The sequence below is a fragment of the Shewanella sp. 433 genome, from assembly GCF_059338565.1.
The window spans coordinates 3032764-3052488 of the sequence record NZ_CM181703.1; the positions used below are offsets into that span (position 1 = coordinate 3032764).

Sequence of the window (19725 nt, forward strand, 5' to 3'; positions counted from 1 at the left end):
TTTACACTCCACTGGATAACGTAATGGATCAGTTTATCGGCCAATGTTTAGCCGTGGCAATAAAATAAGGATTTAATATCGTCTCTTTTTGGTTATAGGCCAAGCGTAAGCCTGTAGCATGATTGATCACCGCGCCGCCCGCGCTTTCAAGTACCGCCTGAGCCGCCGCGGTGTCCCATTCGCTAGTTAACCCTAAGCGGGGATAGATCTCTGCCGCGCCCTCGGCCAACATGCAAAATTTCAATGAACTACCGATGCTTAACAGGCTATGTGGTCCAAGCGTGGCGAGATAATCTGCCAGCCCAGGGCTCACATGTGAACGGCTTCCCACCACCCGAGGCACCTTGAGTACAGGTACAGCTAGCGAGGTTAAATCAATCAGCTCGCCGCCATCGGTTAACCAAGCACCAAGGCCTGCGGCGCCGTAATAGCACTTTGCTAATGCTGGGGCATAGACCACCCCCGCTACAGCTTGATGATGGTCGATAAAGGCGATATTAACGGTAAACTCACCATTTCGCTTAATAAACTCTTTTGTGCCATCGAGAGGATCAATCAACCAGTATTGCGACCATTGGCGGCGCGTGGCCCATGGGATATCGGCAGCCTCTTCAGACATCACCGGAATATCGGGCGTTAACTTGGCAAGCGCATCGGCAATCACATGGTGGCTCGCCATATCGGCCGCCGTCACAGGGCTGTCATCTGATTTTGCCGCGACAGCAAACGTCTCTTGCGCGTAAATCGCCATAATCGCTTCGCCTGCCTGCTCGGCAATGGCGACAATTTGGGCTAACCAAGTGGGATTAAAGGGGGCTGTCAATTTACTTTACCTCTGCGCAGGAGCGCAAAATAAGATGAGTATGCCATAAAATTGGCATCTCTAACGTGCACCAATGAGCTGTTGCGCGATTAAATAATTAATGACTTGATGAGCACATTGCTGCACATTGTGGCGCGCGGTATCGAGGCGAACATCAGGTGCACTCGGCGCTTCATAAGCCGAGTCGATACCGGTAAAGTGTTTAATCTCGCCAGCGCGCGCCTGCTTGTATAACCCTTTAGGGTCTCGCTGCTCACAGACCTCTAGCGGGGTATCAACAAATACCTCAATAAATTGCTTGTCGCTAAGTAAACTTCGCACCATGGCTCTGTCAGTAGCAAACGGCGAAATAAATGCCGTCGACACTAATAACCCCGCATCGACAAACAGCTTGGCAACTTCACCAATGCGGCGGATATTCTCCACTCTGTCGCTATCTGAAAAACCTAAATCACCATTGAGACCATGGCGAACATTATCACCGTCAAGCACATAGGTACTGACGCCTCGCTCATGCAGCATCTTATCGACTGCATTGGCCAGCGTAGATTTACCTGAGCCACTGAGGCCTGTAAACCATAATACCGCCGCCTGATGCCCTTTGGCTGCCACGCGGTCTTGATGCGACACACTGGCCTGATGCCATACTACATCGGAGGATTTATCTTCTGTTACCACGGTTTTATAAGGTGACATTTGCAGTCCTTAAAATCACACACTTGAGTATTAAATTACGCTTACAGGCTCAACACTGATCTTCACAGCTTCTGGAGCACTCGATCATCACGCATCCCACCAGCATCCTTTTAGCTAAAAGGGGAAAAACAGCGGCACTGTCGTCAGCACAATCGCGCCGTAGGTCAGGCTAACGGGCACACCGACTTTAACAAAATCACTTAAGCGATAGCGCCCCGCATTATAAACCATCAAATTAGTTTGGTAGCCATAAGGGCTGATAAAGCTGGCGCTAGCAGCAAAGGCGACCGTCATAACAAAAGGTAAAAAATCCACCCCAAAACCCAAGGCGATGCTGTAAGCAATAGGAAACATCAAGGCCGCCGCCGCATTATTGGTAATAAGCTCGGTCATCAACCAGGTCACCACGTACACTAAAACGAGCGCCAACATTAGATGCTGTTTATCGGCGATGCTGGCAACCCAAGTGGCAACCCCTTCTGCGACACCACTATTGACTAAGGCGTGGGCCAATAAAATTGCTGATGCCACAATAAGCCAAATATCGACCGGAAAACGGCGTACCACTTCGTTGACATTAAGGCATTGACTTAAGAGCAGCACCCCGAGCAGTAATAGCATGCCTTGCAGCATCTCGATAACACCGATAGCCGCTAACATGATGGTGACCATAAAGCCGCCAATGGCAATCCATGCCTTAACCCCACTAATACGAGTCTCAGGCTCGACGCCACTGATCACAATAAAGTTTTTACTTACCGTGCGCCGCGTTAAGAAGCACTTACCTACCGCCAGCACTAAAAAATCACCGGCTTTAATGGTCACCTCGCCTAACTTACCGGAGATCTCTTCACCGTCACGGCGAATGGCCACAGCAGCGGCATCGAACAAGGCCCTAAAACCAGCACGCTTCATGGTACGTCCCACCAGCACACTTTCTTGTTTGACCACCACCTCGGTGAGGTTAGAGTCGAGTAAACCATTTTTCTCGGCAAACATCTCCAGCCCAGAGAACTGCCCTAACTGCATCACCTTAGTGATATCACCACTGAAGATGAGCCTATCCCCTTGTTGCAATACTTCTGTTGGTGTCACCGGGCTGATTAAGCGGTTATTGCGCACCACTTCAACCAAAAACAGTGACTCGAGATGCCGAAGGCCATTGCCTTCTACCGAACGGCCAATGAGCTCAGAGCCCTTAATGACCTTAGCATCGATAAAATAACCCTTAGAACTGGTTTCTTGTTGAGCAATACTGGGCAGCCAGCCCGACACCAATCTCAACACAACACCACAACCCAACACCAGTAAAGTACCAATGGCGGTGAACGAGAAAAACGATAATGACTGGCCCGATACATCAATATACATACTGTTGATGATCAAGTTAGTCGAGGTGCCCACTAAGGTGAGCGTGCCGCCAAGGATCGCCGCATAAGAGAGTGGCAACAACAACTTACTGGCCATATGATGGGGGTTGTTACGAATGGGCGACAGCAATGTCGCCACCACTGCCGTGTTATTAAGTAAAGCCGAGCTCAGCGCCGTCATACTAAAGAGCCTAAGCCAAGTACTTTGGTAACCACTGACGATCACTTTGGATGCTATCACACGCAGTAAACGGGTTTTGTCTAGAGCAAAGGAGCATAAGATCAACAACACCAAGGTCACCAGACCGGGATTAGACATGCTCGCTAACAGCTGCTCTTTGGTGACCAAATTAAAGGCCACTAGCACCAGCAGGGTGACACCAAATACCTGTGCGGGTCGGTTTTGAAATCGCACCAAACCGACAATGGTCGCAACAAAAATGGCAATAGTGAGGTAGGCGTTTAGTGTCATAGTGTCCTATCTTTATGCGGCTCAAAGCGGCTGGCGATAAGCGGTAAGCTGACTTACTCGCTTACCGCTTCCACTTACGACTTAGCTTTCTCTTAAAGGCGTCTTAAGCCTTAGCGATATCTTTAACGCCCCAATGGGGAAAGTGCTTGCGCACTAAGGCATTCATCTCAAGTTCAAACTCGGAGATCGCACGCTTTTTACCCTTAGCGGCATCAATCGCCTTGCGGATCATTCCGGCGCCAACCGTCACATTGGTTAATCGGTCGATAATGATAAACGCCCCGGTATCGCGATTAACGTCATAGGCATCAAATTGCACCGGCTCTGTCAGTGAAAAATGGCAATTCCCCATCTCATTAAGTGCTAACTGCTGCGCCGGATGTTGGGTTAAATTATTAATATCAACCTTATAATTAATCGCATCTGCAAAGCCATAAACCGACTTACTGCCTAATTTGATAGCATATTCACGGTCCACACACAGTGGCTCTTCGGTCATCCACACCACATCGGCTTCAAAATGCGCGCTAGAGTTGGGTTTATCATGTGGACGCACCAACATATCGCCGCGGCTGACATCTATTTCATCGGTTAAGGTTAAGGTTACCGCCTGACCCGCCACGGCTTTCTCAAGCTCTCCCTCAAAGGTCACAATCGATTTAATGCGACTCTCTTTACCAGAGGGCAAGGCGGCAATGGTGTCACCCACACGAATGTCGCCCGACGCCAAGGTGCCGCAAAAACCTCTAAAGTTCAGATTAGGCCGATTAACATACTGCACTTGGAAACGAAATGAGTCGCTCTTATCCTGCTCAACTGACACCGTATTAAGCAATTTGAGTAAGGTAGAGCCTGGATACCAAGTCATATGGCTACTTTCATTAACCACGTTATCGCCTTTTAATGCCGAAATCGGCACAAAACGTACATCCGTAAACGCCAAGTCTTGGGTAAATTCACGGTAGGCTTTTTTAATGCTTTGATACACACCTTGGTCGTACCCCACCGCGTCCATCTTATTGATCGCGATGATCACGTGTTTAATGCCAAGCTGCGAGCAAATATAACTGTGACGCCGCGTCTGTACCTGCACCCCGTGGCGTGCATCGATAAGAATAATGGCTAAGTCCGAAGTCGAGGCCCCGGTCGCCATATTGCGGGTGTATTGTTCATGGCCTGGGGTGTCGGCAATGATGAACTTACGTTGCTCAGTAGCAAAATAACGATAAGCCACGTCAATGGTGATCCCCTGCTCACGCTCAGATTGCAAGCCATCGACCAGCAACGCCAGATCAAACGCATCATCCGTAGTATTAAAACGTTTAGAGTCTTTCTCTATGGCCGCCATCTGATCTTCAAAAATCATCTTGCTATCAAACAACAGGCGACCAATGAGGGTCGACTTACCATCATCCACACTGCCACAAGTCAAGATACGCAACATATCTTTGTTTTCATGCAGCTTAAGATAGGATTCGATATCGGTTTGCAATAACGTCTGTTCTGTTGTCATGATCTTTCTCATATTCTGTAGGTGAACGGCACACTTAAGGCATTTTTACGCTTGCGGAGCGGCGGCCTAAAAGTAGCCTTCCATCTTTTTCTTTTCCATCGAGCCGGCTGAGTCGTTATCGATCACTCGTCCTTGGCGCTCCGAGGTGGTGCACAGCAACATCTCTTGAATAATTTCAGGCAAGGTGGTCGCATTCGACTCCACTGCGCCGGTGAGTGGATAACAGCCCAAGGTCCTAAAACGCACCATCTTGTGCTCCACCGTTTCACCGGGCTCAAGTGCCATACGCTCATCATCAACCATGATCAACGTGCCATCGCGCTTCACCACAGGGCGAGGCTCGGCTAAATAAAGAGACGGGATATCAATACCTTCAAGATAGATGTATTGCCAGATATCTAACTCAGTCCAATTCGATAGGGGGAACACGCGAATACTCTCGCCTTTATCGACCTTGCCATTGTAGATATTCCATAATTCGGGGCGTTGATTCTTAGGATCCCAGCGATGCTTACTGTCACGAAACGAATAGACTCGCTCTTTAGCACGTGATTTCTCTTCATCACGACGGGCACCGCCAAAGGCGGCATCAAAGCCATGCATATCAAGTGCTTGTTTAAGCCCTTCTGTCTTCATGATATCGGTATGCTTGGCACTACCGTGGGTAAAGGGCGAGATGTCCATGGCTAATCCGCGCGGATTTTTATGCACAATCAAATCGAAACCATACTTTTCCGCCATCAGATCACGAAACGCAATCATCTCTTTAAACTTCCAATTGGTATCGATGTGCATTAAAGGAAACGGGATCTTACCGGGATAAAAGGCTTTGCGGGCCAAATGCAGCAATACTGAGGAGTCTTTACCGACAGAATATAGCATCACTGGGTTATCAAATTCTGCGGCAACTTCACGCATGATCTGAATCGATTCCGCTTCGAGTTGTTTCAAATGAGTTTGCGCTGTAGACATATAGGCTTCCGTATAATATCAATTATATCAATTGGATAATCGGCAAGCTTACCTATTAATAGACTCGTTTATGCGCAAGCAAAAACATTGATAGGCTCACCAAGTGATGGCATTGAAAGAATAATAACAGTACCAATACGATTTAGAAGTTATAAATATTAATTTATTTATACTAAAAAGAAATAAGAAGTAATGAAAGTAAAAACGGTGAATTTAAACAGTATCAAAAAGCAGCAATGAATGAATACCATCTTGGGTGATCAGGGGACATAGACAATTGTCGGCTTGTAAAAGTAACATCCCCTGAAGGCGTCAGGCTGAATAATCCCCTTGATTTATCGCACTTACATCAAGTTAGGCTAACGGGATCAAGTTTAATAGCCACCCCATTACAGTGAAAGACACTAATAAAATAAAAAATAATAGTACTAGCAAACGCCACTGCATCACTTGTTTCAACATCACAAACTCAGGAAAACTGGCAGCAACTGTGCTCATACAAAATGCTAATGTGGTTCCCAATGGCACACCTTGTAATAACAAGCTTTCTATTACAGGGATCACTCCAGTTGCGTTTGCATACAGTGGAACTCCCATCAGCACAGCAAGCGGAACAGACCACCACTGCCCATCACCTAAGTTGGCTTCAAGCCAACCCGCTGGCACAAAACCGTGCAAGGCTGCACCTAAACCAACACCAATAATGACCCACTTCCATACTCTGCCAAATATCTCAACAGTTTCAGATTTGGCAAACTGATGGCGCTGCTGCCAACTGACAGCAGATGCTGTTGTTAACGATGCTGCTTGGCCTTTTATTCCACTAGATTGCTCTTGTCCCATTGCATAAGCCTTAGCGGCTAGAGGTTGCAGCCAACGCTCGGCTTTGAGCAGATCCAGTAATGCACCGCCTAATATACCAATGCAGATGCCGATCACGGTATAGAGCAAGGTGACTTTGAATCCGAGCAGACTAAATAGTAATAGAATAGCGACTTCATTAATCAACGGTGATGTGAGCAAAAACGCCATAGTAATGCCAATGGGGATCCCTGCAGAGGTAAACCCCAAAAAAACGGGAATACTAGAGCAAGAACAAAACGGGGTTATCGCACCAAATCCAGCCCCTAATCCATAGCCAACCATTCTTGGTTGACTGGATAAATAACCGCGAACGCGTTCAATATTTAGTGAGGCTCGCAACCAACCAATGGCATAAATCATGATAATCAGCAGAGCGAAAATCTTAGTGGTGTCTTCAATAAAAAAGTGTACCGCCTGACCAAGTTGAGTTTGATTCGACAACCCGACTACATCGTAAACGAGCCAATCTGCAAATACAGTAAACCACACTAACATCTTCTACCCCATAAAAGAGACTTAGCAAACCAGCAGTAATATGGCGTCGATGAGCACCTGAGTTGCAAAACCATAAATTGCGAGCCATTCAAACTTGAGTGTTCAGCCACAATCTGCAGCATAGAAACCTTTGGCCGCTTGAAACGGCGCTAGGCCAAGCTATGTAGCAACTCGTTGTATTCACGTAAGCACTTAAACTTACAACAAAAGCCTTTGTGATTTTCATTAACGAACATGATCAGCCCTATTGGCTAGGATCTTGCGTTAACAGCTGCTCAATCTCTTGATGAGACGGTACTTTTCCTGCCGACACCACTGCACCATCAATAACGATAGCCGGTGTCGACATGACACCATAATCGAGTATGGCAGCCATATCAGTGACTTTGCTTAACTCAATGTTGATGGCTAAGTCCTTTGCAACTTGTTGAATATCTGTCGCTAAATTGGTGCACTTTTTACACCCACTCCCTAATACTTCTATTTTCATATCACGTCTCTTCTAAGTGTTTCTAGCTAAAACTAAGACTTAACCTGTGCAGCCAAATCTTGAGCGTTTTTCGCTATTACGGCTTCTACACAACCCAGCATTTTTAATAAGCATGGGGTTTCTAGACGGTAATAAATCTGTTTCCCGTCACGGCGGCTACTAATAATCCCCGCCAGCTTTAATACTGATAGGTGTTTGGATACTGTTGAGATATCTGCTTTAACACCATCAGTAAGATCGCAAACACAATATTCTTGCTGTTGCAATTGTTCCAATAACCACAAACGCGTCGGATGGGCTAATGCCTTAAGTACCGCAGCACGAGCATTGAGTTTCAATTGCTCTTGTTCTGTCATGGCTATGTCTCTTTTTACTTTCTCATTTGGCATAATCGCCAAGTGTTATTTGAAAGGCAAGAATTACTGAATGATTTTGCTAGGAAATATGATCAAGCTCATAGGTAGGCTCTTAAACAGAGCCGTAAGAAAAGCGTATTACGGTGAGGTATCAGCACGCGTTAATTAAACATTAAGCCCTTAATGTTTAAGCACTTGGTTTGAAACAACATAGTGAATAAACCCAAAGTTTATGTAACTCAACTCACGTCGAATCAAACCTAAGCGCTACGATATGTCATTCGATTAAAACAGCGTATTCATCAAGCGATGTATGCCCTCTTGCAGAGAGAAAATGCAACAAGGCTTCAGGACTACGGTTGAGTAAACGTTCCATTGGAAAACCCACCGCCTCAATAATCTCTTCCGACTTATCAAAACCTGCCAAGTCAAAAGCGACATGGGAATCAGAGCCCATCACCAGTAACCCACCGGCTTCTTTGGCTGCACTAGCAATGGCGGTGCAATTATCCACACTGCCTTTTCTTGATGTTAAAAAAGAGGAATTGTTTATTTCAAGCGCTACGTTATGTTTAGCTGCAGCCGCTGCGACACGCATAATATCAATGGGATAAGCTGGGTTGCCAGGGTGAGAAATAATATCGACATTGCCACTTTCAATCGCGTTAATGAGCGCCAGAGTGTGGGCCTCTTTAGTAGAAGGCGGAAAAACCGGCTCATGAAAACCGGCCAGTACAATATCGAGAGCTTGCAAATATTCACCAAAAAAATCAATTTCGCCGAGTTCATTTTTGATGTTGGCTTCGATACCACGCAATACACCAATACCATCAACGACCCTAGGTAGTACTCGCATATTCACAAAGTGCCAAAAGTGCGGGGCATCGGCCATATCGGGACCATGATCGGTAATAGCAAACAGCTTAACCCCCTTCTCTTTCGCCACACTAAGGTAATCATGTATGGTGCTATAAGCGTGAGTGGAAGCAATGGTATGCGCATGAACATCAACAAGAAATTTCATGATAAGTCTTATTTCCTGAATCAAAAAGTTGCGTTCTAGTCTACTATATTTGACCAGCTTTTCACCATGCCCTCTTAGAGCCAAAATTAAAACCAAAATCAACAGTTACAAAATGCTCATCACAAAATTACCATCGTGTCATATAGGCCTCTCACTCTTTTAGCAGCGTCCAAACCCAGCAACTTATAACTAGTTAGCATACTTGGGAGGTAGCATACTTTATTAACTGACAGGTACTTTTAGGCTAAAGAAGGATCAGATCGAGCATGTTATGCTAATCACCTGTACCCAGTGTCACTTTTAGACCATGTTCACACATCAACCTAGACCAGATTTAGTCGATGTTATGGCGTCACTGATATGCGCAGTCGATAGATAGTTTGAGCAAAACGAATTGCAGCTAGTACCTTGTAATGAGCATCTGTCTGTTTGTTTTCTGTAGTTGCCAATACAATAAATTGAAGATTTTGCAATGGGGGTCATCTACCGAACTGAGTACTGAAAAGAAAAATGCCTGAAAATATTCAGGCATTTTGACTACTTCGTATCATGATTAAACGCTAAATGTGCAGGTTAAAATTTATGCGACTCAGCAAGTTTTGCAGGAGTGTGACAAACTGAGCATGATTCTGTGATTGGAGCGGGGTCAAACACAGCATGACCAGCTTTTTCACCAGCATGAGTTCCAACGGGAACAACAGGCACATCGAATTCACCACCTTGAGTTTTCATGTGGGCAATCGCTGGGTCAGCGGTATGACAAGTTGAACAGTTAGCTGAGATAGCCGTGATACCGTAAACACTTGCCTCATCAAGACCATTTAACACAACAGCTGGTGCTACATCTTTAAGGTCAATCATACCAGTGTGACATGCTTGACAGTCAACAGGCATGCCTGTGTCTGTTGTAGGCATATCATTTAGCCCACGCTCAACTTTGTACGCGCCAAAGTGCATGTTATGAACCAATGGTCCCCACGCCATAGCGTAGTTTTCACCTTGCTTACCTGGTGCCCAGTTGTAGGCTGAGTGACATTGTACACAAGCGTCACCACCTAAATCAAAGCCACCACGCTTACTACCATGTCCATCTAAACCTTCAGTGTGGCAAGATAGGCACTTTAAACCATCAGAGCTAGTACGACGTACGTCTTTGACGTTTGATACAGAGATCGGTGCCTTAGTTGGGTATCCCCATCGGTGAGTATAATTTACACTACCATCTACACCACCTAGCAATACTTCACCTTCAACGAATGGCATTGCATGTTCAATGGTATAAACAACTTCACCTGCATTGTTGCCAGCCATTACACTCATAGAACGTGCAACATGACCTTCGTCACGACCAGGCAGCATGGCTTCACCGTGCTTAACTACGGTTGCCCAACCTCGTGGAGATGCATCGGTAATCGCTAAAATATCAACAGGCTTACCTTCACTATCCGTCGCAGTTGCAGTGACTTCAATTGCTGTCTTATCTTGGCTACGAACTACAGAAACCACTTCAAAATTGTAACGGTTTAATGCTTCATCACGCGACTTACCGTTCTCGTGATCATGTTGGAACGCAGTATGACAGCTAGCGCAATCAAGATCGGTGAAGTTAGTGTGTTTAACAGCTAAATCTTTATCTGCATCTTGCAAATCACCATGACAGGTAGTACAGCCATTCAGTGATGCAGTAAATACCACATCGTCAATGTGACAGGTTGAGCAGCGGTACTTATCCATGGAGTAATTTTCAGCCAATGCCGCGTGGCCTGATTTTTGTTTTACACCATCAATATATTTTAAACCATGACCAAGCATAGCCATCGTATTCTTAGCCCAACCGCCATCTACTTGTTCAGTTTGAGTGTGACAAGTTAAACATGAATCAACAATCACAATTTCTTGGTCATTGTTTAATGCGTGGTGATGTTGATGCCAGCCCCACGTTGATTTGCCAGTGCCATCTTCAAAATCACCGTGGCATGAAACACACTTAGCATCATCAGTGGAGCTAACTTGGGCATATTGGTCATTTTTGGTAAACATCACACGCTTGGTACGCGGCATGCCATTTGCGCCATTACCAGGACGGATATAACCAATACCAATAGACTCAGGTGTTGCAGCATCATGTGGTATTGATAAGTTGTAAACACCTTCGCCGGCATAAGTTAAACTGCCAGGAGCATTTTCATCACCAGCAATCCAAGTCACATCAACGGTATCTGCGAGCAAGCCAGCCTCATTTTTAATCGTTGACATTAACTGTACTTTATCTAAATCTTCTATTGGGTAGCCATCTTGGTTTTCGATATAAAACTCAACATTGACTAAACCATCGTCATATTGCCAAGTCATCACTTTAGCAACTGCAGAAGTTGTCACTACTGGTGGAACCCAAGGCTCACCTGGTTTACCCGGTTCACCCGGAAGACCATCTACACCATCTTTACCGTCGTCGCCGCTACAGGCAGCCATGCCAATTGCCGCCGCAACAAGAAATACCAACTTATATTGACTCGCTCGTTTCATTATCATTTCCCTTTAATATGAGTACCTCTTAATGGGTACCACTTAATAGTAAAGAAAAAATAGATTAATTAATGCCCACCCGATCACACTAAACTAACAACTCGCATTAAAACTCTTTACATTCAAGGTTCTAGGCATGACTACACCACCAAGCTGAAAAATAACTTAAAACATACTGCTTTTTTAATTTATCGTACACGACTGAAAAAAACCGTGATCAGAGCGAAGCGATGTCGCTGGGTAGTCACTCTCAGATATTTACCAAATTGACGTTACCTTTTGAGAAGAGAGCTAAAAAATGGTGGCCGAGAAAACGCGAAGAAGATGGCGCTATTCCGTCGTATCGTGCTGAACCTTTTACAGCAGCAGCCAGCAAACCAACTAAGATGAGAAAGGCTGGATGGAATGGCGATTTTAGGAGTGAGATTTTCTTTGATTAAAGGGTTTAATAAAGCTTAATCCCGCCCTGGTCCAATTAAAAGTGTCCAGTTTGGCTTGACCAGTACACTGCCCCCCGAGTCAGATACTCAAAAGGCATTTTTGGCATGTTCCCCCTCAGTAGCCTGAACCTAATCAATTGTAAATTTAGGAAATGTTCATTAGTACCTCATTCGCCATTGTTGATTGAACGTTCTCAAGTTCAAAAAATAAACAGATATCCTCAGCAAAACAACTAAGCTAACTGATTGATTAAAATAGGTTAAAACTTTACCCGCATTTGTAATAAAAATATTGCAAAGCGGAAAAATGTCCGTTTTTTTTGTAAAAAATTGAGGAATAATTTAAAGACAATAAAAAAATGGACTCACTACTTATGTCGACCTTAATGAGCTGTATCGGAGTTACTGTACTAATACTTATTGGTATATTATTTTCTGAAAATAGAAAAAGTATTCATTTTCGAACCATTGCAGGAGCGTTAATACTTCAAATATTACTTGGTGCTTTCGTTATGTATGTGCCAATAGGAGTATCGATTCTAGAAAGCATGAGCAATGGGGTTAATAATGTCATAGCATTTTCTAATGCCGGTTTAACCTTTGTTTTTGGTGATTTAGCGAGTTATAAAGTAGGCTTTATATTCGTTATCAATGTATTGTGTGTTGTTGTATTTATTTCAGCTTTAATATCTGTGCTTTACCATCTGAAAATAATGCAATTTATAATTAATATTTTTGGTGGAGCCCTATCAAAGTTACTCGGAACAAGTAAGGCTGAATCGTTATCTGCCACCGCTAATATTTTCGTTGGCCCAATCGAAGCACCTTCTATGGTCCGTCCATTAGTTAAAAATATGACTCGCTCAGAGTTGTTTGCAGTGATGACTGGTGGCTTAGCTAGTGTCGCTGGGGGAACTATGGTCGGCTATATTAACCTAGGGATTGACCCCAAATATATTTTAACTGCATGTTTTATGACGGCTCCTGCTGGTTTATTGTTTGCCAAATTGTTGTGTCCTCAAACAGATCCTGATTTAGTCAAAAATAAAATTGAAATAGAAGATGCCGATAAATCGAAAGGGCTACTCGATGCTATCTCAAGCGGCTCCTTAATGGGGATGAATCAGGTCATCACTGTCACAGCACTATTAATATCCTTTGTAGCATTAATTGCGTTACTTAATGGTATTGTCGGCTCTGTTGGAGACTTGTTTAGTATAGATAATCTCACATTAGAAATGATAATCGGCTATTTACTCTCACCATTAACGTTTCTAATGGGTGTGCCTTGGTCTGAAGCCATACAAGCAGGATCCATTATAGGGCAGAAGATTGTCGTCAATGAATTTGTTGCTTATATCAACTTTCTAGAAGTATCGACTTCATTATCAGAAAAGACACAGGCAATTGTGATCTTCAGTTTATGTGGATTCGCAAATATGGGCTCACTCGCCATGGTCGTAGGTGGAATAGGTGCAATGTGCCCAGATCAAAGAGAGCTTATTTCACAAATTGGTCCGAGAGTGCTTTTAGCCTCTATTCTAGCAAACTTAATGTCTGGAACCATTGCTGGCGGGTTAATCTCATTAATGTAATATTCGAGGTAAAAAAATGTCTACTCCACATATAAATGCTGAGCTCGGGGATTTTGCTAAAACAATCATTATGTCTGGTGATCCTTTACGAGCCAAGTTAATAGCAGAAACTTACTTAGACAATGTAAAGGAAGTCACCAACGTTAGAGGCATGCTCGGTTTTACTGGTATGTATCAATCGAAACAAATTTCGGTTATGGGCCATGGTATGGGAGCACCATCCGCAGCGATATATTTCAATGAGTTAATGACGACTTATCAAGTAAAAAACTTCATTAGAGTCGGCAGTTGTGGTGCCATATCAGATGATGTCAAATTGAAAGATTTAATCGTCGCAATCGGCGCATCTACCGATTCAAAAATGAATCGAACTCGGTTCTTAGATCATGATTTTGCTGCAGTCGCCAGCTTTGATTTATTGCAGGCGTGCCATGAGCAACTACAAAAAACAGCAATTGAGTATAAAGTCGGTAGTGTATTTTCATCTGATTTATTTTATCGACCGAATGCAAGCGATTACCAACTGATGGCAAAAAATGGAGTGCTTGGTGTTGAAATGGAGATAAACGCGCTTTATTCACTTGCAACCGAACATCAATGTCATGCCCTTGGCCTGTGTACTGTAACCGATCATATTACACGTCAAGAACACCTGAGTGCCGACGAACGTAGAACGGACCTACATGAAATGGTTAAAGTGGCTTTAGACACCGCAGTAACGCTCTAACCCTCCCTCTTGGTTCATTATAAAGTGGCTCATAAATAGAGCCACTTTATAAAAATTGATTTGACTAAAGCAAAAGCGTAGTATTGATGCAACACTAATGTACAGTTAGATTAAAGTAACATGAACATTGTTGATATGGTTAAGTCAATAGGTTTGACTGCAATTAACTATGAAAAAAACGTTTACTTACTCAGACAAAAAAGTCAGGTTTCAAACTTGATATTTTGTACAAATGCCAGCTTAACGATATCTTACGTCAATGTATGTGGAAATGAATTCATCCTCAAGGTTGAGGATAATTACACCGGATTTCTTGGTGAAATGGAATTCTTTCAAGAAAACAACAATTCATTATTTAGTGTTAGAGCAAATAGGCCTGGCAGCCTATATAAAATCTCAAAATCCAACTTTTTAACCATACTCGGCGATAATCCTGACGTGTTTATATACATTACATCTTTGATCACTAAAAGATATAATAGAAATATGCACGAACTCATTAAAAACATCACGCAATCAACTAGGGTGAGTATCATTAATCAAATACTCGATGCTAAAAGTCGCGCTAATGATGATTTTTTTAAACTGTCGACAACCCTTGGCGCTAAAAAGCTCGGAATAACCACAAGGACTTATAGACGAATACTTAATGACCTACTACAAGAAGGACGCATCGAAAAATCAAAACCTTACTACAAAATCATAAACCTCTGATCTCACTTCACTCACAATCCCTAGACCGAGCTTAATTGATAAAATCTGGATTAAGTTACTCTTTCTTTCGACCACCACCTATTCTAATAAATACATAAAAAAAGAGGGATTATCTCTAAAAATTTGTCCTGTGGCCGCACTTTTTAAAATGGTTCGTAACGTCTCTTTGGTATAGTCCGATACTGAATAACTTATCATATTAGTACCCGAATTAACTACAAAGTTCGACACTCTTACTTACCAATTGCTTTTACACAATTTCTTCCAGCTTCTTTAGCTAAATACAAACTTCTATCGGCTTCCTTAATTAACTCTTGGTAGAATTCCATATACGGTTGTTTACTTGCGACACCAATACTAATACTGCCATGCCAAGGGTCACCACCAGTAGCGACTCTAAGTTCAGAAACCGCTTTACAAATCAATTCGGCAATATGAACTCCACCAGAATGGCTTGTATTAGGCAGAATAATAAAAAATTCATCACCACCAAGCCGACAAACAATATCATCATTTCTTAAAGAATTACGAAGCTTATGAGCTAAGTCTATTAGCACCTTATCCCCAACATCATGCCCATAAATATCATTGACCTCTTTAAAACGATCAGCATCAATCATCATACAAACAACGGGGTATTTTTTACTAATTGAATCATTCCAAATTTTAGAAAGAAAACGCATCGCATGACGACGATTAGGTAAACCAGTAAGGCCATCCGTTAAAGCTAATTCTTGAAGATGCAGGTTCGCCACATGTAGCTCTTTAGTACGTAATAAGACTTTTTCTTCAAGCGAATTATTAAGTTGTATTAAATCTTTATTTTGTATCGCTACCTGTTCAAGTAATCCACTCAAAGCTTCTAGAAGTGGTGCTGTAGAGCTATCTCTTTTTTGTTCTAGTTTTTCATATGCATCAGCTGGTGATAACCCTGATTGTATTGCCTTTATCTGTTTGGCCATATCTTGGTCTTGCCCAAGAATGTGATAGATAAGCCAGTGTATAAGAAATTTTAATATATTATTTGTTTGTTCAATTTTCTCTGGATTGATACAGGAATACATTAATGAAACATCATTTAAAAACCCATCATGTTGATATACATGATTTTCTATATGACGCAAGTCAACTTTCATATCTTTCATTAATAGCTCTTCTTCCTGAAAATGAAGAATCGCATAATCAACTAGTTTCTTATATATCTCATCAATATAATATATGTCTATTGAGTTTTCGTATTGCAACCTACCAAATTCATTAATAATTTCTACTAAGTGATAGTGTTGACCATCGACTTTCGGTATTCCTGTAATGAAGTTTTCGCTCCAACGAAATGCTTCCATAATTAACAACCTTAACTTTTAAAAACAATGAAATCAATATTCAACACACTGTAAATTACTATCCTGATCTACATTTTCGACCATCAATAGCCTGGACTCCATATCTTTCACCGACACGGGCTTACTATAAAAATAGCCTTGATAAAACTTACATCCATACTTCTTCAAATAATTAAGCTCTTGCTCATTTTCAACGCCTTCTGCAACAACATCTAATCCCATAGTTTCTGCAATAGCTAAGATAGCAGATACGATACCTTGATTTTTCTTATCTATATGTACATCACTAATAAATGCACGATCAATCTTAAGAGTATCGATCGGAAAGTCACGTAAATAGGCCAAACTCGAATATCCTGTACCAAAATCATCAATTGAGATATTAACACCAAGATGTTTAAGTGAATTCAATGTGCGCATTGTATATTCAAAGTCTACCATGGCAACTCTTTCAGTTAATTCCAAATCAATTAAATTAGCGGCAACATCATATTCATCAAGAATATCGCCTAAAAAATCAATGAATTTTGAATCTGTAAAAATTGATAATGATAAGTTCAATGATATCGGGAAAAGAGGAAGTTTAAACTTTTTCCATTCATTAATTTGAATGATGACGGCTTCAAGAACCCAACGGTCAATTGAAATTATTTGTCCAGATTCCTCAGCCATTGAGATAAACTCCCCAGGTGCAAGCAATCCTCTTTGAGGATGTTGCCACCGAACTAAGGCTTCAAACCCTATTACCTCATTAGTGTTAACGTTAACTTTTGGTTGGTAAAATAATACAAACTGATTGTAACGAACGGCGTCTTCCAGTTCATGTTTTAATTTGACTTTTTCTATCGCACGGGTACGCATATAAGGTAAGTAAAATGAAAAGGTTGATCGTCCAATCGATTTTGATTCGTACATCGCAGCATCAGCAAAACCTATCAACTCGTTTAATGAATTGCTGTCTGTAGGTGATATTGAAATACCTATACTACAACTAATACTCACTTTTTGCCCGGAAATATGATAAGGCTTGCTCACAACATCGATTAATTCATCGGAAAAATGGCCTATTGAGTGACCAACACCTTCGTATAATAATACAAATTCATCACCTCCAAAACGAGATAATATATCTCCACTGCTGATGAAACTACGTATACGTTCTGCCACAGCAACGAGAAGTAAATCCCCGAACTGATGACCATAGGCATCGTTGATATGTTTGAACTCATCTAAGTCAATAAACAAAACGGCTAACTTATTTTTTTTCTGTACTTTACTTAATTTCCATTCAAACTGACTTTGCAGCATTTTACGATTAGATAAACCGGTTAATATATCAAAATTTGCTAAACGTAAAATTTGTTGTTCATATTGTTTTTGTTCCGTCACATCTTCCATAATGCTAATGAGGTGTTTTACTTGCCCATCATGACTCTTAACTGATGAAATGGTGCCTCTTTGAACACATAATTCACCGTCTTTTTTCTTATTCCTAAGCTCTCCAGTCCAATGACCCTTGCTGATTATCGTCTCCCACAACTCTTTATAGAATTCTCGACTTTCTCTTCCAGATTTAAGTATTCGAGCGTTTTTACCCACGATTTCTTCAGCAGAGAAGCCAGTAATAGCAGTAAAAGATGGATTAACTTTAATTACCTCTCCATCTTTATGGGTGATAACGATAGCTTCTTTAGAATATTCAAATGCCTCAGAAATAATTTGAAGTTGCATTCGGCCTGCAAGAACATCTAAAGCAAAACTAATATCTTTAGCCATATTACCAAACAACTGACGCATGTCGTCATCAAGATAATGAATATCAGAATAAAACATTGATAATACAGCAAAATTTTTCCCTTGTTTATATAAATTATAGTTTTCTACTGTTTTAAAATCATGTCCAAGCTTGAGACAGGCGCAACCACTCACATCAACATCAGAATTTTCGATATTATTTATAATACAATTTTTGTCTTTATTTGAAACAATACAGAAAGAACCTTCTACATTACAGCCTTTAATATTCTTGATACTGCAATTAGAGCAATCTACAGATCTAAAACTTCTAGAACAACTATCATTATCGACTAAAGATATGCATGCCTGAGATACATCACTTTCTCGAGTAATTATATTGCATAAATCTTTAAATAATTCAATTTCACTAGATTTCATACTAACAAGCATCTGATTAACATTGCTAATCATCTCATACATCTGGCTCATCTTTTGAGCTCGAACAAGTGCATTTTTTCTTTCTGACATTACTGCAGACACCAGTAAAAGCATACATTGGTTAGCAAATACAAATACGGATAAAGTAAAAATATCAGTCCACTTGTACTCAAAGCTATTAAAACTTACATTATAATCAAAACACCACAAGATAATTAGACCAACAGAAAGAGAGACAAAAGAATTAAAAACCAAGCTATAACGAACTGCACATAAGGCAAATATGGGGATCAATAAAAAACCATAAGTTGTTAATTCATGACCATCAGGGTTCGCTATCAAGAATGTGAAAATGGTAGCAAAACAAATCGCGGCATAAACAAAGTAAGCGCTTATACTTATATCGAGCTTATTGTCATGCTTTATAAACTCTGAGAAGAATAAAAGGAAAGGTGTAATCAACACAATTGACAATGCTCGATGGGAGGTCCAGATCAACCACTGTCCGATATAATCCCCACCATCTAGCCAATATATAAATGCAGATATATTATTAGTACACAATGTAGGAATTAAACAGCCCAACAGTAAAAACCCAAATACCCCCTTATATGTATTTGGGATTATTGAACCCTGTGAGTATTTATATAAAAGATAAGCCCCGAGCCAAGCTTGTAACAAAAAAGCTAGAGCTAACCAAATTGCCGTGGCAATTTCATATTGCTGGATATATATTTTTATTATGAAATCTATAGAGAATAACCCTAAGAATAACTTAATATCGTATAAGTAGCATTTTGGTAGAATAAGTAATGCAGCTAATACGAGTCCGCTACCAGGATAAAATAGAACATCTCTTTGGGGGGAGTATAGGAAAAATTCAAAAACTAAAGCCATAAGAGCATAAAGAAAAAGCCAAGTAGAACGTTTCTCTAGCAACTCCCTCAGGGTATAGTCTTTTTCAACTTTTAATATTTGACTATACATAATTATAGGCTCTCCGTAGTTACAGAATACACTGTTTTAATAACTATCTTAATCAGTTGTGACATCACCTTCGTACCATTCCTGTAAGCATAAAGCCCAAAAGTGACAGATAATTTCTATTTGTCAGAGCAAAAAATTAAAAC

At 41.6% G+C, this 19725-nt stretch carries 15 protein-coding genes and 1 pseudogene; 4 read left to right on the top strand and 12 right to left on the bottom strand.

The annotated features are described in order from the left end of the window. Positions 1–28: 28 nt before the first annotated feature. The 10 genes from cysQ to AC5YB1_RS13480 all read right to left on the bottom strand — a co-directional run bounded on the left by cysQ (position 29) and on the right by AC5YB1_RS13480 (position 11601). Complete coding sequence (gene cysQ / locus AC5YB1_RS13435) at positions 29–823, bottom strand: 3'(2'),5'-bisphosphate nucleotidase CysQ (protein ID WP_494519586.1); 795 nt, start codon at positions 821–823, stop codon at positions 29–31. 60 nt (positions 824–883) lie between these two features. Then, positions 884–1519 carry an adenylyl-sulfate kinase gene (cysC, locus tag AC5YB1_RS13440; RefSeq protein ID WP_494519587.1) on the bottom strand — a complete coding sequence of 212 codons (636 nt, stop codon included), beginning with the start codon at positions 1517–1519 and terminating at the stop codon, positions 884–886. A 114-nt stretch (positions 1520–1633) separates the two neighbouring features. Further along, positions 1634–3361 (bottom strand): SLC13 family permease, encoded by a 1728-nt coding sequence (locus AC5YB1_RS13445; RefSeq protein WP_494519588.1) that lies wholly within the window; start codon positions 3359–3361, stop codon positions 1634–1636. A gap of 103 nt (positions 3362–3464) precedes the next feature. Beyond that, complete coding sequence (gene cysN, locus AC5YB1_RS13450) at positions 3465–4874, bottom strand: sulfate adenylyltransferase subunit CysN (RefSeq protein ID WP_494519589.1); 1410 nt, start codon at positions 4872–4874, stop codon at positions 3465–3467. Between the two features lie 66 nt (positions 4875–4940). Further along, positions 4941–5846: a sulfate adenylyltransferase subunit CysD gene (cysD, locus tag AC5YB1_RS13455; protein ID WP_494519590.1), complete on the bottom strand. Its 906-nt coding sequence runs from the start codon at positions 5844–5846 to the stop codon at positions 4941–4943. 354 nt (positions 5847–6200) lie between these two features. Next, positions 6201–7205, bottom strand: coding sequence for a permease (locus AC5YB1_RS13460; RefSeq protein ID WP_494519591.1), 1005 nt, complete (start codon positions 7203–7205; stop codon positions 6201–6203). Between the two features lie 244 nt (positions 7206–7449). Beyond that, positions 7450–7695 (bottom strand): thioredoxin family protein, encoded by a 246-nt coding sequence (locus tag AC5YB1_RS13465; RefSeq protein ID WP_494519592.1) that lies wholly within the window; start codon positions 7693–7695, stop codon positions 7450–7452. Between the two features lie 32 nt (positions 7696–7727). After that, positions 7728–8051, bottom strand: a complete 324-nt coding sequence (locus tag AC5YB1_RS13470) for an ArsR/SmtB family transcription factor (protein WP_494519593.1) — start codon at positions 8049–8051, stop codon at positions 7728–7730. Positions 8052–8328: 277 nt separating this feature from the next. Continuing rightward, positions 8329–9075 carry a phosphatase gene (locus AC5YB1_RS13475; protein ID WP_494519594.1) on the bottom strand — a complete coding sequence of 249 codons (747 nt, stop codon included), beginning with the start codon at positions 9073–9075 and terminating at the stop codon, positions 8329–8331. Positions 9076–9648: 573 nt separating this feature from the next. After that, positions 9649–11601 (bottom strand): multiheme c-type cytochrome, encoded by a 1953-nt coding sequence (locus AC5YB1_RS13480; RefSeq protein ID WP_494519595.1) that lies wholly within the window; start codon positions 11599–11601, stop codon positions 9649–9651. Positions 11602–11901: 300 nt separating this feature from the next. On the opposite strand from AC5YB1_RS13480, the pseudogene AC5YB1_RS13485 reads away from it, so the two are divergent. The 4 genes and pseudogenes from AC5YB1_RS13485 to AC5YB1_RS13500 form a co-directional block, all read left to right on the top strand. Beyond that, positions 11902–12041, top strand: a pseudogene (locus tag AC5YB1_RS13485) (ISAs1-like element ISSba1 family transposase); the annotation flags it as partial. Positions 12042–12415: 374 nt separating this feature from the next. Next, on the top strand, positions 12416–13636 hold the full coding sequence (locus AC5YB1_RS13490) for a NupC/NupG family nucleoside CNT transporter (RefSeq protein WP_494519596.1): 1221 nt from the start codon (positions 12416–12418) through the stop codon (positions 13634–13636). 16 nt (positions 13637–13652) lie between these two features. Continuing rightward, positions 13653–14363 (top strand): purine-nucleoside phosphorylase, encoded by a 711-nt coding sequence (gene deoD, locus AC5YB1_RS13495; protein WP_494519597.1) that lies wholly within the window; start codon positions 13653–13655, stop codon positions 14361–14363. A 120-nt stretch (positions 14364–14483) separates the two neighbouring features. After that, positions 14484–15077, top strand: coding sequence for a Crp/Fnr family transcriptional regulator (locus AC5YB1_RS13500; protein ID WP_494519598.1), 594 nt, complete (start codon positions 14484–14486; stop codon positions 15075–15077). Positions 15078–15310: 233 nt separating this feature from the next. Here the strand turns inward: AC5YB1_RS13500 and AC5YB1_RS13505 are convergent, their stop codons facing one another. After that, complete coding sequence (locus tag AC5YB1_RS13505; RefSeq protein WP_494519599.1) at positions 15311–16420, bottom strand: GGDEF domain-containing protein; 1110 nt, start codon at positions 16418–16420, stop codon at positions 15311–15313. A 33-nt stretch (positions 16421–16453) separates the two neighbouring features. After that, the gene (locus AC5YB1_RS13510) at positions 16454–19582 is read right to left on the bottom strand and encodes a bifunctional diguanylate cyclase/phosphodiesterase (protein WP_494519600.1); all 3129 of its coding nucleotides are present in this window, start codon (positions 19580–19582) and stop codon (positions 16454–16456) included. Between the last annotated feature and the right edge of the window lie 143 nt (positions 19583–19725).